Here is an 18,678-nt window from a genome sequence, read left to right on the forward strand (position 1 = left end):
ATGCCGGCGCGCGGGGAAATGCGCCCGCGCGCCGCAAAAAGCAAGAGGGCAGTTCACCGTCCCGAGAAGAATTTTTCCGCCGCGTCCAGCGCCGCCTCGATCGCCTCGTCGCCGATATCCTTATGGGTCACCCAGCGCTGCTGCCCGTATCGGCCCGATACAAGGATTCCCGCCGCCGCCATATGATCGGCAAAACCCTCGGCCACCGCGCTGTCGGCCCGCAGGAAAAAGATATTGGTCTGCGGCATGTCCACGGCAAGCGCGTCGTATCGCGCGAGCCCTTCCGCCAGCCGCCGGGCCCGCGCATGGTCATCGGCCAGCCGCGCCACATTGTGCTCGAGCGCATAAAGGCCCGCCGCCGCGATAATGCCGGCCTGCCGCATGCCGCCACCCAGCATCTTGCGCAGCCGGCGGGCCTTGCCGATGAAATCCTCGTCCCCGACCAGCACCGAGCCCACCGGGGCGCCCAGGCCCTTGGACAGACACACCGAGACACTGTCGAACCCTTCGGCCAACGCCCTCACGCTCCGGTTCGAAGCCACCGCCGCGTTGACGATTCGGGCCCCATCCAGATGCGTGGCCAGCCCGTGCCGGCGCGCCAGCGCCACTGCATCGCCCACATAACTCTGCGGCAGAACCTTGCCGCCGATGGTATTTTCCAGGGCCAGAAGCCGGGAGCGGGCGAAATGGATATCATCGAGCTTGACCGCCGCCGCGATCTTGTCGAGCGGCAGCGAGCCGTCGGGCGCATTCTCGATCGGCTGCGGCTGGATCGACCCCAGAACCGCGGCCCCGCCAGCCTCGTATTTATAGGCGTGGGCGTCCTGGCCGGCGATGAACTCGTCGCCCCGCCCGCAATGGCTCATCAATGCGATCAGGTTCGATTGCGTCCCCGAGGGCACGAAGATGCCCATCGCCTTTCCGGTCAATTCCGCGACCCGGGCTTCGAGTGCGGCCACGGTTTCGTCTTCGCCGTAAACATCGTCTCCCACCGGCGCCTCGGCCATTGCGGCGCGCATGCCCGCATCGGGCCGCGTCACTGTGTCGGAGCGGAAATCATAGCGTCTGGTCGTCATGGTCTTGCCTTGGAGCCCGTCGAATGCGTGTCGCCGATGCTTAGCGCGTCCCCGCCACCGCGCCAACTGCCTTTGCACCGCCGCTATAGCCGCCCCTTTGCCGGCGATATACTTGGCGTGGCGCCCTCTGCTCTAGAGCAAAGGTATGCAATACTGACATGTCAGAGGTGCAGACCGAGGCTTGCCAGCCCAACTACAGTGTTACGGCCATCGAAAATTTTTTGGCGCCGCCGATTTTGACAAGTACTTGAATATTTCGGCCATTTCTTCTAAAAAAACTGGATCGAAATTGCGGCCGACCGATCTAGCCGTGCGTCTATAACGCCTGCTGACGTCCTGAACCAAGACTTCGATATACCCCGGGGGCGGCAACCCCCCACCAAAGTGCGGTCAGAAAAAGTTTCAGACTTTTTCATCTCGACCGCGCGGCAAAACAAGGACTTGGAGCGCCGGTCCAGTCGGGCCGGATCGAGTTCCAGACAGCACGACGTGAAAGGACAACGCCATGGCAACCGGCACTGTCAAATGGTTCAACACCCAGAAGGGCTATGGTTTCATCCAGCCCGACGAGGGTGGAGCGGACGTTTTCGTCCACATCTCCGCAGTTCAGAATTCGGGCATGACCGGTCTGGATGAAGGCCAGAAGATCTCCTACGAAATCGTCAAGGACAAGCGCACCGGCAAATCGGCCGCCGGCAACCTTGCCGCTGCCGACTAGATCGGCTTCCGCCAGATGAGCTCAGCCCGGCTCATTGGCCGGGCAACTGAAACAGGGCGCAGACCGAAGGGTTTGCGCTCTTTTCTTTGGGCAGCAGGAACTCGAGGGACACTTGCAGCCGCCGCGCGAAGCCCCATATGTGCCGGTGCACCGTGGAGGCGCGGAAGAATGCCCACCGATTGGCCTTGACCATATGGGCCGGTAGGGGCAACCTTCCGCAGGTAAGTTTCCCGAAAGCGTAGATCGATCCCGCCGACGTGAAGTCAGCGAGGATAACGATATGCGCTTCAACGTATTTTGTAATTGATAGGAGGGATTGGCCAAAATGGACAAGGTCCCCATGACAGTGGCGGGACACGCCGCACTACAGGCTGAACTCGAACGCCGCGCCGGCGTCGAACGCCGCGCGATCATTGAAGCGATTTCCGAAGCGCGCGCCCACGGCGACCTCTCCGAAAACGCGGAATATCATGCGGCCAAGGAACAGCAGAGCCACAATGAGGGTCGGATCATGGAGATTGAATCCATGCTGGCCATGGCTGAAATAGTCGACGTCTCCAAGCTTTCGGGCTCGACCGTCAAGTTCGGCGCGACCGTGACAATGGTCGACGAGGACACGGACGAGGAAAAGACCTACCAGATCGTGGGCGATGCCGAGGCCGACGCCTCGGCCGGCCGCATCTCGATTTCCTCCCCGATTGCCCGTGCGCTGATCGGCAAGTCGGTCGGCGATTCGATTGAGGTGACCGCGCCGGGGGGCGCCCGCGGCTACGAAATTCTCAAGATCGCCTTCATTTGACCCGGTCGGGCGGGCTTTTTCGCAAGCCCGCCCACCCCTTGATGCAATTTCGCCTCAGCATACCGGGTTTTCCCCTGACAAGTGGCACGCGTGCTTGTAACCGCCGGGCACCGTGCCATATTTGTTTCTGAACGCAATTGATCGGCACGACCACCATGCACGCCAAGACAATAATCATCGGCTCGGGCCCGGCTGGCTATACGGCCGCCATCTATGCCGCCCGCGCCATGCTCGAACCCCTCATGATCGCCGGCATGCAGCCGGGCGGTCAGCTCACCATCACCACCGATGTCGAGAACTATCCCGGTTTCGCCGACCCCATACAGGGGCCATGGCTGGTCGAGCAGATGCGCGCCCAGGCCGAGCATATGGGCACCAGGATCGAAAACGACCTGATCGTCGATGTCGATTTCAACATCCGCCCCTTCCGGCTGACCGGCGACAGCGGCAAGACCTACACCGCCGATAGTGTCATCATCGCCACGGGCGCCCAGGCCAAGTGGCTCGGCCTGCCCACCGAGGAAAAATTCAAGGGCTTCGGCGTGTCCGCCTGCGCCACCTGCGACGGCTTTTTCTACCGTGACAAGACCGTGCTTGTGATCGGGGGCGGCAATACCGCCGTCGAGGAAGCGCTGTTCCTGACCAATTTCGCCTCCAAGGTCATCATCGCCCACCGGCGCGACCAGTTCTCGGCCGAAAAGATCATGCAGCAGCGCCTCTTCAAGCATCCCAAGATCGAGGTGCGCTGGAACACCGTGCTCGACGAGGTCAGGGGCGACAATATGCCCCCCTCGGTGCGCGGCGCCGTCCTGCGCGACGTTTCGACCGATCGGACCCATGAAATCGAGGTCGACGGCATTTTCGTCGCCATCGGCCACGCTCCCGCCACCGAAATCTTCAACGGTAAGCTCGAAATGAAGCATGGCGGCTATATCGTCACCGCGCCCGACAGCACCGCGACTTCGGTGCCCGGTGTTTTTGCGGCGGGCGATGTGACCGACGATGTCTATCGCCAGGCGGTCACGGCCGCCGGCATGGGCTGCATGGCCGCGCTCGAAGCAGAGCGTTATCTTGCGGCTCATGAAATGGCCGAAGCCGCGGAATAAAACGGCCGGCAGACCACGACTGACCGCCGTTCACGGATCCCCCGCGAACGGTGCTACAAAGAGGGGACATGGGGATGCTCGACTGGGACAAGCTGCGCATATTCCATGTCGCTGCCGAATCGGGAAGCTTCACCCATTCGGCCGAAAAGCTCGGCATGTCCCAGTCCGCCGTTTCCCGGCAGATTTCCGCGCTTGAGGAGGATCTTGGCCTCAAGCTCTTCATTCGCCATGCCCGCGGCCTCGTCCTCACCGAAGTGGGCGAACAGCTTTTCCGCACCGCACACCGCATGGCTTGGGAGCTTCAGTCGGTTCAGGCCCAGATGACCGAAAGCCAGGACGTCCCCACAGGGCCTCTCCTGGTCACCACGACAGTGGGCTTCGGCTCGACATGGCTCACCAAGCGTATTCATGAATTCGTGACGCTCTATCCCACCATCCAGCTTGAAATCAAACTCAACGATGCCGAACTCGACCTGGCCATGCGCGAGGCCGACGTGGCCATCCGCCTGCACCGCCCCAATCAGTCGGAAATGATCCAGCGCAAGCTGTTCACCGTCCACTTCCACATCTATGCCTCCGAAAGCTATCTCGCCGAGAACGGCGCGCCGAAATCGATCGAAGACCTCGATGCACACAAGATCATTACCTTCGGCGAACCCTCCCCTTCCTATCTGGGCGATGTGAACTTCCTTGAACGAATCGGGCGCCCCGACAATTCGCCCCGGCGGACCACCCTCAAGGTCAATGCCATCTACGGCATGATGCAAGCATGCCGCCAGGGAATCGGCATTGCCATGCTTCCCGACTACATCACCGAGGAAGAGCCGAGCCTGAAACGGGTCCTCACCGATATCGATCTTCCCGAGTTCGAGACCTATTTCGTCTATCCGCCGGCCCTGAAGAGCTCCAAGCGAGTCGGTGTTTTTCGCGATTTTCTCGTCGAGAAGGCCCGCGACTGGCAATATTGACCGCCATCCGGGCATCTCGATATTTCTTCAAGCCATTCCAAACGCGGTGGATCGAGCTTCAAGCGCTCGCCCAGCATATTTTTTGTGGTCCGACGCCAGAGCCCTGCATACAAAATAATGTAACGAAAACAGGCACCTTGCCTTCGAAATAGGCAAAGCCATGCATCCAATGCATGGCTGGCATAACCTTAACGGGGTTGTCGCGCTGCCGTCTAATCTCTACCTACCAGCCAGACATTGCGCGTCTTTCCTCCTCCCTTTGGGCGCGTTTGATGTTCCCTCCTAACGAGAAGCTTGCTTCTCGTCCTGGCCCCGCTCTCCCCTCGAGCGGGGCTTCTTTTTTGCCCAAACGCCTGTCTGCTCACGCTTTGTGCAGCCGTTTTTCCAGGGCTTGCACAAAATGCATGGCTGCCATGTCATTAGACGACTTTTCAAGTCGTGATTAGAATGGCATATACGAACCGTCACTGACGCGGCGCGCTTTTCCTCCTCCTCCCAAAGCCCCCTGTGTCGTGACGACAAGAGCGGGATGGGTTCCTCCTCCTCCCTCCCTGAACGCTCCTAAGGCCGTAATTCGAATCCTCCTCCCTCGAATGCGGCCGACAGTTCAGAGGCCCTACCGATCCTCCTCGGTGGGGCCTCTTTCGTTTTGCCCAGTCAACCATCTGCCTAAATTTTAGCCAGACTCAGAAGCCTGCCTATTGCATAGCTGGTATGCGCTTTTGCTTGTTGTTGCGAGGGCCGGCGCGGCGCATATTCGTCTTGTCGATGAGCGACGCGCCCTCTCCTCCTCCCTGGGCCCCTCGCTTCCGGCACCCGAGTGAACGATGTATCCTCCTCCCACATCCTTCGCTCAACCGACCTGGGCCGTCTCCTCCTCCCTCGGCAGGGTCGTAAACTGAGAGATTAGGGCTTTGCCCTCGATCAAGGCTCCGTCTTCGGACGGAGCCTCTTTTTTTGTTCAGCGCACGCCTGCGCAGAACGCCTCGATCCGATCCATCGCCTTGGCGAGGTCCTCGTCGGACGCCGCATAGGAAATGCGGAAATGTCCCGCCAGGCCGAAGGCCGAACCATGCACCAGCGCAACGCCGTTCTCTTCGAGCAGCGCCATCACCACGTCCTCATCGGTTGCCAGAGTTCGCCCACCGGCGCTGGTCTTGCCGATCAGCCCCTTGCATGAGGGAAACACATAGAACGCCCCTTCCGGTGTCAGGCAATCGAGCCCATCGAGCGCGTTGAGTCGTCCGACGACATAATCACGCCGCTTCTGGAACGTTTCGCGCCAATCGGCCAGAAACCCCTGTGGCCCGTTGAGCGCCTCGACGGCCGCCCATTGCGAAATCGAGGGCGGATTGGTCGTCGACTGGCTCTGGAGCTTGAGCATGGCCTTCAGGATTTCTTTCGGCCCCGTACAATAGCCGATGCGCCACCCTGTCATGGCGTGCGACTTCGACACCCCATTCATGGTGAGCGTCCGCTCCATCAGCCTCGGCTCCACCTGGGCGATCGTCGCAAAGTTGCGCCCGTCATAAACGAGAACTTCGTAGATATCGTCGGTAAGGATATGGACGTGCGGGTGTTTCATCAGCACCGCGGCCAGCCCGGCCAGTTCCGCGTCCGTATAAGCGGCACCCGACGGATTCGATGGCGTGTTGAGAATCAGCCACTTGGTCTTGTCCGAAATCGCCGCTTCGAGTGCTTGCGGCGTCAGCTTGAACCCCGTCTCCTGGCTCGCCTGTGCAAACACCGGCTCGGCGCCGGCCAGCCGCACGATCTCGGGATAGCTCACCCAATAGGGCACAGGCACCACCACCTCGTCGCCGGGATTGAGTGTGGCGATCAACGCATTGAAAATGATCTGCTTGCCGCCGGCTGAAACGAAACAATCGTCGGCCGTCACATCGAGCCCGTTGTCGCGCCGGAATTTTGCCGCCACGGCTTGTTTGAGTTCGGCAATTCCCTCGACATTGGTGTAGCGGGTTTCTCCCCGCTCAATGGCCGCGATGGCCGCCTTGCGCACATGCTCGGGCGTGTCGAAATCGGGTTCTCCCGCCGAGAGCGCGACAACGTCCTTTCCCGCCTGGGCCATCTGGCGCGCAAGCTGGCTGATCCCCACGGTTGCAGAAGGCTGCACACGTGACAGGGCGTCCGAAATAAGTCCCATGACATTTCTCTATGTGAATATGGCCAAACAGCTTCACTCTATATCCCGTGATGGCATGGCTTGCCATGCGGCTGGCGCCGTCAATCGCCAATATGTCGACTGTTGGCCGCTCTTGCGCGTTTATCCTTCACGAGGCAAGCTGAGCATCGGTGATGAGGAGATAGAGGCCATGTTTGTTGAATCGATCCTGACCATCAAGGGAAGCGACGTCGTGACCGTTCGGTCCGACTCCACAATCGGGGATTTGATCGCCACGCTTGCCCGCCACAACATCGGTGCCGTCGTCGTCGTCGACAATGGCAAGGTTGAAGGCATCATTTCCGAGCGCGACATCGTCCGCCATCTTGCCGGCAGCGCCGAGGGCTTCCGCGCGAAGCCGGTATCCACCCTGATGACCCGCGCGCCCAAGACCTGCACCAAATCCGACACCGTCGATCAGGCAATGAACATCATGTCCCAGGGCCGGTTCCGTCACCTGCCCGTTGTCGAAAACGGCCAGTTGATCGGCATCATTTCCATTGGCGACGTGGTCAAGCGCAAGATCGAAGAGGCGGAACAGGAAGCCGGTGCCCTGCGCGAATATATAGCGAGCTGATCGCCGCGCTTGAGCGAAACGGGCGGACGGAGTACCAGTCGGCGACCGATCTGACTGCCGACCCCCGAGCCCTCCATGCCCCGTCCGCTTGCGCTATCCTGCCTGCTCCTGGCCACCGCCATCTGGGGCTTTGCCTTCATTGCCCAGAAATCGGCGATGGATGCCATGGGGCCGCTCACCTTCACCGGCGCGCGGTTCCTGCTCGGCGGCCTGCTGATCCTGCCACTTGCCCTGCGTGAAAATGCCCGCCAGCCGCAAAGGCTGACCGGGCGGCAATGGGCGTTGATCGTCTTCATGAGCCTCAATTTCTTCGGCGGCGCGATCCTTCAGCAATATGGATTGCTGTTCACCACGGTGACCAATTCCGGTTTTCTCACCGGGCTTTACGTCCTGTTCGTACCGGTCATCCTGTTGTTCGTCTTCCGCCAGCCACCGCACAAAATCGTCTGGCTCGGCGTGCCGGTGGCCCTGATCGGGCTGTTCCTGCTCAACGGCGCCCGCCTCGACCGCCTCAACACCGGCGACGGGCTGGTCATCGGCAGCGCGGTCTTCTGGGCACTGCACGTCCTCTTGCTCGGCTATCTCGCCCGTGAGACGGCCCGGCCCATCTTCATCTCATCGATGAGTTTTCTGATCGCCGGCATGCTGGGCACCCTTGGCGCGTTCGCCTTCGAGACCCCCACGCTCCCGGCCCTGTCTGCCGGATGGGTCGAAATCCTTTACGCCGGTGCACTCTCGACTGCCGTCGGTTTCACCCTGCAGGCTGTAGGCCAGCAGCACGTCCCACCCGCCAACGCCGCCATCATCCTTTCGGCCGAAAGCCTGTTCGCGGCGCTGGGTGGCGCGGTCGTCCTGGGCGAACGACTCGAATTCATCGGCTATTTCGGCGTTGCGCTGATCTTTGCCGCAGTGCTGTTGGTCGAGCTGCTGCCCAATCTCAGAGCCCAACCCAAAATTCGGCGGCTGAGGGCTGGTGAGGGATTTTTGTTCAGGAATTGAGAAAAATCAGGGGCAATATCAGCCATATTGGTTTCGATTTTTTCTCAATTCCTGGGCAAACGAGACCCACCAGACCGACTCGTCCGAGTTTTGGGTTGGGCTCTCAGGCGAAGGCCCGTTACTGGACCCGCCTGAGCCTGATGTTCTCGCAGATCACGAACAGCGCGCAGGCCTCGAGCTGCATTGTGTCGTTGTTGCTCTGGGTCACAGTGCCGCCGATATTGAACCCCTCCAGCGTCACAGTTCCCTGCCACTGGTTGAGCCGGACGTGCCGCGCGTCCTTGAACATGTAGGTGTTGAGATATTTGGTATTGCGGGCGTCCTGCTTGTCTTCCTGGATCCAGATCAGTTCCGCGCACAGCCGGTCGCCATTCGCCCCGCAATAGGTGAATTCGTAGCGCGATTCCTTGTTGTCGGGCTCCCACAGGCCGATGGGATTGAATTGTTCCTGCGCCATCGAAGGCGCTGCCACCACGATCGCCACCGCGAGGGGGATCAGCTTCAGAAGGGAGCGAAAACAACGCACCATTGGGGATGAACTCCGCGAGGATTGAGATATGTCAACGTCTTTCCAGATGCACGGTGTCAACTGAACTGCAGATGAACCGCGATGTTGTCGCATGCCGTCATATCAGCGTCATGAGACAACAATAGGGTCGTCTCCGCAACCGGCATACCCCGCCGGTCAGCCCGACGCCGATACCCCATTCGGCACCACCTTTCGGTCGCCCGCCCCGGCGACCGTTTTCTTTTCCTGTGGAAGAGAGTGCCGTCGGCTCCGCTATCGGCGCCGGGCCGGGTTACAAGCTTCCGTCGATCACAGTTTCCGGAACGGCCCCGTGGCCAAGCTCTATTTTTCCTATGCCGCGATGAATGCGGGCAAATCCACCCTGCTTTTGCAGGCGGCCCACAACTATCGCGAACGCGGCATGCGGCCCCTCTTGTACACCTCCGCCCTCTATGTCGAGGACGGCGTGGGGCTGATACGATCCCGGATCGGCATCGCCGAATCGGCCCTGCTTTACGCCGCCGATGACGACCTTTACCAGTCGGTCCGCGACCATGAGGAGGAATCCAAGGTCGATTGCGTCCTCGTCGATGAGGCCCAGTTCCTCACCCGCGACCAGGTCTGGCAACTGGCCCGCGTCGCCGATCGCCTGGGCATTCCCGTCATGTGCTACGGCCTGCGCACCGATTTCCAGGGCAAGCTGTTCCCCGGCTCGATGGAATTGCTCGCCACTGCCGACACCTTGCGCGAAATCCGCACCATCTGCACATGCGGCGCCAAGGCGACAATGGTCGTGCGTCAGGATATGAATGGCCGTGTCTTGACCGATGGCGACCAGGTTTCCATCGAAAAATCGGTATATCTTTCGCTTTGCCGCAAACACTGGGAAGAAGCTGTCGGCCGCTGGCCGGTGAAAGGACCTTGACCATGAAAGACCATGCCCCCGAACCCCGCGGCGCCATGACCATCCGCACCATGCCCATGCCCGCCGATACCAACGCCGCCGGCGATATCTTCGGCGGCTGGGTGATGAGCCAGATGGACATCGCCGGCGCCATTTGTGCCGTCGAAAATGTCGGCGGGCGCGTCGCCACGGTGGCCGTCGAAGCCATGAGCTTCATTGCCCCCGTCAGGGTCGGCGATGTCTTTTGCGTCTATACCTGGATCGACAGGATCGGCACCACCTCGATCAAGGTCGGGATGGAAGCATGGACCAGGTCCCGCGACCTGCCCCTGCGCACCAAGGTGACCGAGGGCCATTTCATTTATGTCGCTCTCACCGACGACGGAAAGAAACGGCCAATAGACAAAACCGCGATCGTCTGAGCTAGAGCGCCGCAAGGCGCTCCAGATTGTCGGCCCGGTCACGCTCGGCAAGAGGCAGGGCCAGCAGCCGCGTAATCATCTCCCGTGACAGCGGCGTTTTCATCGCGGTGAACGTCAGGGCGAAGTGTTCCCCCAGCGAAATCCTGTCCCCCGCGAACGGCTTCAGCTCGATCGCCTGTCCCGCCGCGATATGTCCCTCTGCGATAACCCGAAGATAGGCCCCGGGCCGGCCCGCGTCGCGGAATTTCTTGACGAACCCTGGATCGCCCATGCGTTTGGCGAAGGTGGCGCACGGGATGCGTGACGAGGTCACCTCGAGCACCACCTCCCCGACAACCAGCCGGTCCCCGATGCACAGATCGGCGCTTTCGATCCCCGATACCGTCAAATTTTCTCCAAACATCCCCGATCCGGTTGCAACGCCGCGCGCCGACCAGAACGCGTAATCCTCAAGCGAATAGAGATAGAGCGCCTGCCCCGGGCCCCCGTGATGCCGCGTGTCCACCACCGCGTCCCCATCGGCCCCCAGCCGATGCACCCGCACCGCTCCCTCCAAGGCTCGCTTGCAGATCCCGGTGCGCTTGTCCGGCCTGCCGGCATCCAGCGCGACCGGCTGGCCGACATTGACGCTTTCAAGGAGTATTTGAGACATCTCGCCGGACGACCCCGTTCATTGGCGGTTCAAGTGGAATTCGTCAATCTCTGTAGCCGAGCATCCCCTTTGCGGTAAACCGCGCATTGCCAGGGACGAATGGAACCAAAGGGGTGACTGGCAGATTTTTGCCACAAAGCCCCAAATCTCTCGAAGGGAGAGCGACATGAATTTCAGGAAAATTGCTGCCGTGGCAATCCTTGCGGCAACCGGCGCATTGGCAGCCGTTGGAGGCGCCCAGGCCTACGAGGCCTTTGCCACCACGGCCCTCAACGTCCGGACCGGCCCGGGCACCAATTATCCAGTGATTGCGGCCCTCTCGGCCAATCAGGTGGTCGAGGTCTCCGGCTGCAACTCATCCAACACATGGTGCCAGGTGACCGCCACCAACGTTCGCGGGTGGGCCTCCGCGCGCTATCTGCGTCCCATCGATGACGGACGTCCTTCGCCTGCGCCGTCCCCGGCGCCCAACCAGCCCGATATCGGCTTTTCGATCAACACGCCCAATTTCAACGTGACCATCGGCAACAACCGTCCGCCCGAGCCCGCACCCAGCGGCCGCGTCTGTTTTTATGAAGAATACAACTATGATGGCCGCAGTTTCTGTGCCGCCGACAACGACAATGAGCGCTTCCTGGGCAATTTCTGGAACGACCGTATTCGCTCGGCCCGCGTCGAGGGCAATGTCAGCGCCACGGTCTGCACAAGCTCCAACTTTAACGGTCGTTGTGCCGTGATCGATCGCTCGGTGCGCAATCTGGGCATGCTCTCGGACGACATTTCCTCCTACTATCTGGGCCGCCGCTGACCGCAGCACGCGCCTGCCAAATCACATCCCGCCCGGACCTTCCGGGCGGGTTTTGCATGCACTTTTCACGCCGATTTGTGTGCGTTGCCCAAAAACAACGGTTCCCGGCCAATTGACGCAGGACGCGAATTGCCCATTTTTTGACCGATTCGTTCCTGTTTCTGGACACAACATCGTGTAGAACCCTCTCCCGTCGCCAAACAACACGGGTCAGGACCCTCATGAAATTCATCAAGCCTGCAGTGCTGGTTTCAGCACTCACTCTTGGAGCTTTCCCCCTCGCCACTTCAGCCATCAACGCACAGGATACGATAGCCATCGTTCAAACCCTGTCAGGCACCGCGTCATGGTATGGCGGCAAGTTCCACGGCAGAAAAACCGCCAACGGCGAAACCTACAACCAGCATGCCCTTACCGCCGCCCACCGCTACCTGCCTTTCGGCACCGAAGTGGTGGTGACCAACAACAACAATGGCGAAAGCGTCGTGGTTCGCATCAATGATCGCGGCCCCTTCGTCGGCGGACGGATCATCGACCTCTCCCACGCAGCAGCCAGCCAGATCGGCATGATAAATTCGGGCACGGCGCGCGTTACGGTCGAAGTCATCGGCTGATTTTTTTTCCCAGTTCGAACCCATTCCAGGGCGTTCCGGATCTCCGGAGCGCCCTGTTTTCATGGGGAATTGGTAATCGCCCTGGCTGGTTCTCCACAGCCGGACGCGCGCCGAAACCAAAAATTTACCGTCAATTTGAGATTTCCCCAAAACGACCCGTTAACCGCGCATAGTCTGGGTGTCGCGAGGGCGTAATTCCTGAGGCGCTTTCGGCGGCAGCGGCAGAAATGCCGCCGGCGTTGTGCAAAATGTTTGGCGACATGAGCACACGCCGGTTTGGGGGCTTTATCGAGTGCGATGCTTGCGCGCAAGGCGGTCGGGCATCGCGGTTTGGTCCTTGGCCGGGTCGCCATCCCGGCCATATCGAGGGTTGCCCATGTCCCATAAGTTGACGACGCAGAAACTGGTATCGATGTCCGTCGCAGCGCTGACCGGGGCGGGTCTTTGCGCCCTGTTCACAATGGTCCTGTTCGTAACCGGCGCGCTGGCCGCCTAAAGAGGGGCCCAAGTTTGCCTTGGCGCCCCGTCCCGGTGGATCTTACTCGGCCTTCTCAGCCGCTGCGGCCAGTTGGGCGACATAGTCCTCGAGCCCCCAGCGCAAGGAGAGCGCCGACGGGGGAGAGACGGCGGCAACCTCTTCGATCCCCACGATGGAAGCATAGGCACCCGCTTCGGTCTGCGGCAGCCGCGCGATATAGGGTTGCGAAAAGAACGCATCGGAGTCCGCCTGGTTCTCATAGTAGGAAACCAGAATGTCCGAGACCAGTTGATCCGCATTCTCGTAACTCACCGAGAAATAGAAATTCTCGCCATCCCCGCCCAGTGCATCCAGACTCGGCGCATAGACCAGCCCCAGATCGGTCAGGAACTTCACCCGCGAGTCGAGCCCGGCATAGATGGCCAGCGACCCGTCATAATCGTTGAGGCCGATAAACGTCGTGCCTTCAAGCCCGTCATGCTGCGCAACGGTATCGGCCACGAACTGCTCGGTTTCGGCCACCAGCGTCTCGGCCTCCTCGGCAAGTCCCAGTGCTTGCCCCACCGCGCGAGTTACCTCCTGCCACGGCGCGCTCCAGGCCGCACCCTGATAGGCGACTGTCGGCGCGATCTGGCTTAGCCGCTCATATTGCTCCTCTGTGATCCCCGAATAAACGGCAATGATGACATCGGGATCGGCGGCCAGGATCTGCTCATAGGGCGGTTCGTCGCCCTCGGCGAGGATGGCCGGCAACTCCCCGCCCATCGCCTCCAGTGCCTCTTCGGCCCACGGATGGATACCGTTGTCACCGCCGCCATACGAGATGAATGGAATGGCCACCGGCTTGACGCCCAGCGACAGGACCGCATCGGTATTGCCCCATGCCCAGGTCACGACCCGCTCGGGCTGCGCCTCGATCGTGGTCTGCCCATAGACATGGTCGATGGTCACCGGAAATTCCTGCGCCAGGCCCGGCCCTGCCAGAAATCCCGACATCGTCAAAACCAATGCCGCCCTCATCCCGATCATCATCGCAAAACTCCTTTTGGCCGCGACTTTATAACATGATTTCTAAACTCATATTTATAAAACCAATCCCGCGCAAGCCTCCACGAATGCGAAAGCCCGCGCGGCATACCGCGCGGGCTCTTGGGGCCGTCATGATGGGTGGAGACTGGAGCGCTTCCAGGATAAGTGGGCACCACTTATCCGGTTCGGAAGCGCGACAAAACAAGGGCTTAGAGCAATTGAAGCAATTCCAAGAAGCACTGAAATGCTCTAGAACTCCGACCAGTCATCCTTGAGCGCGGCATTGCCCTGGGTCAGATACGAGCGTGCCGCCTTGGCCACCTCCGGCTTGCGCGGTTGCGGCGCCGTTGGCTCGCTGGCAATCGTTGTGGATTTGTCGATGGTGAAAATCTCCACCACGCGATCGAGTTCACTCGCCTGCGCCTCTGTCTGCTCGATCGCCGCGTTGGTCTCCTCGACCAGCGCCGCGTTGTGCTGGGTCATCTCATCCATCTGCTGCACGGCTGTCCGCACTTCGCCAATGGCCGTTGTCTGCTCGCGATTGGCTTCGGAGATTCCCTGCATCAGTTCGGAATTTTCCCGAACCGCCGCCAGGATGTCGCTGAGCTTGGAGGCCGCCTCGGCCACAAGTTTGGAGCCACCATCGACTTCCTTGGCGCTCTGTTCGATCAGCGCCTTGACCTCGGACGACGCCTGCGCCGCCGATTGCGCCAACCGGCGCACCTCGATGGCAACGACCGCGAACCCCTTGCCTGCTTCCCCGGCCCGCGCCGCTTCCACCGAAGCGTTGAGCGCCAGAAGGTTGGTCTGGAACGCGATGTCGTCGATCATCCCGATGATTGTCGAGATCTTGCCTGAAGACGTGGTGATCCGTTCCATGGCCGTCGTGGCCTCGCCCATCACCTCGCCGCCTGCATTGGCGAGTTCGGCAGCCGCCTGGCTCTTGTCATGGGCAATTTCCGCCTTCTCGGCATTGCCTTTGACCGTCGAGGTGAGCTGTTCGATAGCCGCCGAGGTTTCCTCGATGGCTGCCGCCTGCCGCGTCGTGCGCTCGGACAGATCATTGGCCCCCGCCAGGATTTCCCCCGTTGCCGTCTTGAGCCCGCGCGACGTCGTCTTGAGTTGCGCGACGATCGCGGTCAGCGTCTCGGCCACCGAATTGGTGTCGTCGCGCAGCGCTGCGAAAGCCCCATGATATTCGCCCTCCATGCGCTGGGTCAGGTCGGTGCGGGCCAGCGCCGAAAGCACATGCCCCGCTTCCCCGAGCCCGGCATTGACCGTATCGAGCATGGCGTTGAAATTGGCTGCAACCTGATCGATATCCTCATCGCCGAACGTCTCGGTGATCCGGGTCGTGAAGTCGCCGGCAACGCAGGCCTTGATGACCGTATCGAAGGCCGTCTGGAACCGGTCCATCATCTCGGCGCGTTCTGCGGCGGCTTTGGCATTGAGCAAACGCTCCGCCTCAGCCGCTTCCATGGCCTGACCGTTGGAGCGGAACACCTGCAACGCCTTGGCCATCTGGCCCAGTTCGTGCTCGCGTTCGCTTCCCGAAATATCGGTATTGAAATCGCCATCGGCCAGCCGCCGCATCATCAGCGTCATGCCCGAAATGGCGCTCGACAGCCACCGGCCCATCGCAAAGGCACAAATCGCCCCGATCAGCAGCGCAGCAGCGATCTCTACGGTCAGGATGGTCATGTAATAGCTTTGCTCTGTCGCGATTTGTGCGCCCAGCGCTGCCTGCTGCCCGACGATCCGGTCGGACAGATTGTCATAGAGCGTTTGCATCTGCGGCCCGAGTTCGTCGAGCACGCGCGCCGCGGCCACCTGCGCGGTCACGTTCATCGCCTGCTGGGCCGCGATCATTTCGTTGATCGCCGTAAGATACTGCGCGGCAAGCACCTCGACCTCGGCAATGGTCGCCAGCGCCTCGGGATCGTCCGCAAACTGCGCAACCCCCTCCGGGTCGTTCGTCGCCACGTCGTCGGCCATGATCACAAGCGCTTCACCCGCTTCCACGGACGGATTGAGCCGGAAAGCGTAGTTGAGCCTGCGCGCTTCCTCGAGATCGCGGATATAGTCGCTGACCTCCTGGGTCTTGGCCGCGCTGGCCTTGTACCCGTCGAGCAGTCCACTCATCGATTGAACGCCGAAATGACCGGCAAGTCCGACAAGGACCAGAAGAACCATGAGAACGCCAAAGGCGCCATAAACCCTGAATTTCACGCTGAGTTTTGAAAACATTCTGTCTTTCAATCCGTATATTCGAGCCCTCGAGCCCCACCGCCCTTTCTGGACGAGAGGTCGTCTTGCAAAGAGGGATTGAACGCCAAGGGACAAACCTGCCGGCCATGCGCGTCATCCGCCCGTCGGCCCCGGCCAATGCCGTCCCCTGCAATCGCCGGGCCCGTCGCGACCCTATGCAGAAATGCTTAAAATTTTCGGCACCGGACCTTGCCTTGCCGCGACTTTATTTTCAGCCCCGGACGTCCCCGGCCGCTTTCCACCACGCTTTCTCGTCGCCCGATTTACACAATGCGCCCACTTGCCTAAAGATTGCATGCAAACTCGCATTCAGGAACCGCCTGTGAAAAAACAGACAGCCACAGACCGCATTCGTGCCGCGCTGGCCGATGCCATAGTTCGCGGCGAGATGGGGCCGGGCGTTGTGCTCGACGAAGCCTCGCTGGCCGAGCGATTTTCGGTTTCCCGCACCCCGGTGCGCGAGGCCATTCGCCAGCTCGAAGCAATCGGTTTTGCTGAAGCGCGGCCCCATCGCGGTGCTGTAGTTCCCAATTTCACGCCCGAGCGGCTCACCGAAATGTTCGGGGTGATGGCCGAACTCGAGGCGTTATGCGCCCGATCCGCCGCCCAACGCGCCACGCCCTCCGACCTCGAAGCGCTCGATAGGGTCCATTCCGATTGCGCGGACGCCGCCCGGCTTGGCGATATCGATGCCTACTACCAGACCAATCTGACCTTCCACGAGACGGTCTATGCAATCGGGGGCAATCGGTTCCTTGCCGAGGTGACCATCGGCGTGCGCAACCGCGTCGCCCCGTTCCGCAAGGCGCAATTCCGCTCGCTCGGGCGCCTGCTCAAATCGGTCGAGGAGCACCAGCGGGTCGTCGATGCAATCGTGGCCCAGGACCCCGACGCCGCTGCCGAGGCGATGCGCGAGCACATGCTTGTGGTTCGCGCCTCGGTCGGCGAGGTCTCGCCGACGCTGAAATCCTGAAATTTAAGCGCCCTGCGCCGCGGCGAGACTGGCGACATAATTGCGCCACCCGCCAAATGCGGTGATATCGAGTGCGCCGTCCAGCGCCAGGGGCTCGGCAATGAAGCCCTTGACCTCCGTCCCGTCATCGAGCCGCGCCACACCGATCCCCATCGGCGCGGGTATCGCCGCAACGAACGATCCGAAGGCCGAAACCTTGAGGCGCCACACTTCGACAACGATCGGGCTCCCCTCGCCGTCCCGCACGCGCAGCAGCCCCGGCTTGGGCGGCACAGTGCCCGGCAGCGCGAAAAGCTTGTAGCAGGGCGCGGTCCGGCACTCGCGCAGGAAAACCGCACCGCGCTCGGTTAGCTCGCGATTGAGCGGCATGCCGCGCAAATGCGCGCCGACGACGGCCAGATCGACGGTCTGGGACGAATTGGGGATCATGGGAACCATTGAGAAAGGAGTGATATGCGGGGGGCATGTCGCCCCCCGAAAATGAGGTCAGGGCAGCTCGAGCCCATCCCACGCAGCTTCGACGATATCGTCGGTCAGAACCGCCGAAAGGTCGACAGGTCCGGCAAGCGCCTTTTGTTCACCCTCGCCCAGTTGCAGGTACTCCATATAGATTTCCCATGCCTCGGGAACGAACTCACCATGCAGTTCGACCGCCTCTGGCGCCGTATAGTAAGTCTGGACGAGCGCCCAGAATTCGGCGGCCACCGGATTGTCGCCCAGGGATGCGGCGGCATATTCGGTCCTGAGCAATTCAAACGCGTCGTCCGGATTGGTCATCCCGTACGACCAGCCCTTGAGCGTCGCCCGAACGAACTTTGCGAGCAGTTCGGGATCGGCTTCATAGGTTTCCAACCGCACCGCCAGCGCATCGCCGGGGAATTGAGCAATAACCTCCGGGGTGATCGAGCGGGTCGCGATACCTTGTGCGGGGAGCAAGAGCAGATCGCGCTTGGCGCCGGCATAGGCCTGGATGCGGCCCTCTTCGAAAGAACGCACCGTCGTGGGATCGCCTTCCCCGGCGACCACCAACCGCACGTCGGAACCCTCGGCCAGTCCCGACGATACGATCGAGGCCCGCGTCATCGGCACTTCCCCGCCGGCCAGATCGGACAGACCGATCGTCAGCCCGGCCATGTCCGCCATTGTCTGCACTTCGCTCTCTTCAGGCACCACGATATCGAACGTATCGGGATAATAAACCTGCATGATCGCCTTGAGCGGGAACCCGCGCTGGACGGTCTGCATCGTGGCGGCCGAGGAAAAGATCCCCCAGTCCACATTGCCGGCGGCCAACTGCCGCGCAGCGTCCGACGACCCCTTTGAATAATTGAGCGTCACGTCCAGCCCCTCCTCTTCATAATAGCCCATTTCCTGGGCCATGAAGATCGGGAACATCTGGGCGGTCGGACCGCCCTGCGCCGTGACCCCGTTAAAGGGCGTCAAGTCCTGCCCGAAGGCAGCCCCGGCGGTAAGCAGCGCCAAAAGGCTCGTCGAAAGGGCCGCGGCTCCAGCCTTGGCGAGGATATTTGCACCAGTCATTTCTTGTTTCTCCATTTGAAATGTCCCTCCGCGCCGGACTGTCCAGGGGATGCCCGAT

19 protein-coding genes are annotated in these 18,678 nt (G+C 61.2%); 11 read left to right on the plus strand and 8 right to left on the minus strand.

Features of this window, described 5'->3' with window-relative positions; all coding sequences use genetic code 11:
- Nucleotides 1-53: 53 nt before the first annotated feature.
- Nucleotides 54-1,076: a low-specificity L-threonine aldolase gene (ltaE, locus tag KKY_RS10305; protein ID WP_014131279.1), complete on the minus strand. Its 1,023-nt coding sequence runs from the start codon at nt 1,074-1,076 to the stop codon at nt 54-56.
- A gap of 505 nt (nt 1,077-1,581) precedes the next feature.
- Between ltaE and KKY_RS10310 the strand changes: the two genes are divergently transcribed.
- The 4 genes from KKY_RS10310 to KKY_RS10325 all read left to right on the plus strand — a co-directional run bounded on the left by KKY_RS10310 (nt 1,582) and on the right by KKY_RS10325 (nt 4,667).
- A complete protein-coding gene (locus tag KKY_RS10310; RefSeq protein WP_014131281.1) occupies nt 1,582-1,794 on the plus strand; it encodes a cold-shock protein in 213 nt (70 codons plus the stop codon).
- Between the two features lie 325 nt (nt 1,795-2,119).
- On the plus strand, nt 2,120-2,593 hold the full coding sequence (gene greA / locus KKY_RS10315; RefSeq protein WP_014131283.1) for a transcription elongation factor GreA: 474 nt from the start codon (nt 2,120-2,122) through the stop codon (nt 2,591-2,593).
- A 155-nt stretch (nt 2,594-2,748) separates the two neighbouring features.
- A complete protein-coding gene (gene trxB / locus KKY_RS10320; RefSeq protein ID WP_041529325.1) occupies nt 2,749-3,699 on the plus strand; it encodes a thioredoxin-disulfide reductase in 951 nt (316 codons plus the stop codon).
- A 68-nt stretch (nt 3,700-3,767) separates the two neighbouring features.
- Entirely contained in the window at nt 3,768-4,667 is a 900-nt protein-coding gene (locus tag KKY_RS10325) for a LysR family transcriptional regulator (RefSeq protein WP_014131285.1), read from the plus strand.
- 961 nt (nt 4,668-5,628) lie between these two features.
- Here the strand turns inward: KKY_RS10325 and KKY_RS10330 are convergent.
- On the minus strand, nt 5,629-6,831 hold the full coding sequence (locus KKY_RS10330) for a pyridoxal phosphate-dependent aminotransferase (RefSeq protein WP_014131286.1): 1,203 nt from the start codon (nt 6,829-6,831) through the stop codon (nt 5,629-5,631).
- 169 nt (nt 6,832-7,000) lie between these two features.
- On the opposite strand from KKY_RS10330, the gene KKY_RS10335 reads away from it, so the two are divergent.
- Nucleotides 7,001-7,426: a CBS domain-containing protein gene (locus KKY_RS10335; RefSeq protein ID WP_014131287.1), complete on the plus strand. Its 426-nt coding sequence runs from the start codon at nt 7,001-7,003 to the stop codon at nt 7,424-7,426.
- A gap of 75 nt (nt 7,427-7,501) precedes the next feature.
- Nucleotides 7,502-8,425, plus strand: coding sequence for a DMT family transporter (locus tag KKY_RS10340; protein ID WP_014131288.1), 924 nt, complete (start codon nt 7,502-7,504; stop codon nt 8,423-8,425).
- Nucleotides 8,426-8,543: 118 nt separating this feature from the next.
- Here KKY_RS10340 and KKY_RS10345 read toward each other — a convergent pair whose 3' ends face one another.
- On the minus strand, nt 8,544-8,954 hold the full coding sequence (locus tag KKY_RS10345) for a DUF2147 domain-containing protein (RefSeq protein WP_014131289.1): 411 nt from the start codon (nt 8,952-8,954) through the stop codon (nt 8,544-8,546).
- A gap of 310 nt (nt 8,955-9,264) precedes the next feature.
- On the opposite strand from KKY_RS10345, the gene KKY_RS10350 reads away from it, so the two are divergent.
- The gene (locus KKY_RS10350) at nt 9,265-9,858 is read left to right on the plus strand and encodes a thymidine kinase (protein WP_014131290.1); all 594 of its coding nucleotides are present in this window, start codon (nt 9,265-9,267) and stop codon (nt 9,856-9,858) included.
- Nucleotides 9,859-9,860: 2 nt separating this feature from the next.
- On the plus strand, nt 9,861-10,259 hold the full coding sequence (locus KKY_RS10355; protein ID WP_014131291.1) for an acyl-CoA thioesterase: 399 nt from the start codon (nt 9,861-9,863) through the stop codon (nt 10,257-10,259).
- Between the two features lies 1 nt (nt 10,260).
- Here the strand turns inward: KKY_RS10355 and KKY_RS10360 are convergent, their stop codons facing one another.
- Nucleotides 10,261-10,911, minus strand: a complete 651-nt coding sequence (locus tag KKY_RS10360) for an MOSC domain-containing protein (RefSeq protein ID WP_014131292.1) — start codon at nt 10,909-10,911, stop codon at nt 10,261-10,263.
- Between the two features lie 166 nt (nt 10,912-11,077).
- Here KKY_RS10360 and KKY_RS20295 point away from each other — a divergent pair, with 166 nt between their 5' ends.
- Nucleotides 11,078-11,719 carry a peptidase inhibitor family I36 protein gene (locus KKY_RS20295; protein WP_014131293.1) on the plus strand — a complete coding sequence of 214 codons (642 nt, stop codon included), beginning with the start codon at nt 11,078-11,080 and terminating at the stop codon, nt 11,717-11,719.
- 221 nt (nt 11,720-11,940) lie between these two features.
- A complete protein-coding gene (locus KKY_RS10370) occupies nt 11,941-12,333 on the plus strand; it encodes a septal ring lytic transglycosylase RlpA family protein (protein WP_014131294.1) in 393 nt (130 codons plus the stop codon).
- Between the two features lie 538 nt (nt 12,334-12,871).
- On the opposite strand, the gene KKY_RS10375 is transcribed toward KKY_RS10370, so the two are convergent.
- Together KKY_RS10375 and KKY_RS10380 are read right to left on the minus strand one after the other, a co-directional pair.
- Nucleotides 12,872-13,843 carry an iron-siderophore ABC transporter substrate-binding protein gene (locus KKY_RS10375; protein WP_014131296.1) on the minus strand — a complete coding sequence of 324 codons (972 nt, stop codon included), beginning with the start codon at nt 13,841-13,843 and terminating at the stop codon, nt 12,872-12,874.
- Between the two features lie 246 nt (nt 13,844-14,089).
- Nucleotides 14,090-16,087 (minus strand): methyl-accepting chemotaxis protein, encoded by a 1,998-nt coding sequence (locus tag KKY_RS10380; protein ID WP_014131297.1) that lies wholly within the window; start codon nt 16,085-16,087, stop codon nt 14,090-14,092.
- A 343-nt stretch (nt 16,088-16,430) separates the two neighbouring features.
- Here KKY_RS10380 and KKY_RS10385 point away from each other — a divergent pair, with 343 nt between their 5' ends.
- The gene (locus KKY_RS10385; protein WP_014131298.1) at nt 16,431-17,081 is read left to right on the plus strand and encodes a GntR family transcriptional regulator; all 651 of its coding nucleotides are present in this window, start codon (nt 16,431-16,433) and stop codon (nt 17,079-17,081) included.
- 3 nt (nt 17,082-17,084) lie between these two features.
- On the opposite strand, the gene KKY_RS10390 is transcribed toward KKY_RS10385, so the two are convergent.
- Nucleotides 17,085-17,510: an allophanate hydrolase-related protein gene (locus tag KKY_RS10390; protein ID WP_139304941.1), complete on the minus strand. Its 426-nt coding sequence runs from the start codon at nt 17,508-17,510 to the stop codon at nt 17,085-17,087.
- Between the two features lie 57 nt (nt 17,511-17,567).
- Nucleotides 17,568-18,620, minus strand: coding sequence for an ABC transporter substrate-binding protein (locus KKY_RS10395; protein WP_158308068.1), 1,053 nt, complete (start codon nt 18,618-18,620; stop codon nt 17,568-17,570).
- Between the last annotated feature and the right edge of the window lie 58 nt (nt 18,621-18,678).

This window comes from Pelagibacterium halotolerans B2, assembly GCF_000230555.1.
GTDB classification, from domain to species: Bacteria; Pseudomonadota; Alphaproteobacteria; order Rhizobiales; family Devosiaceae; genus Pelagibacterium; species Pelagibacterium halotolerans.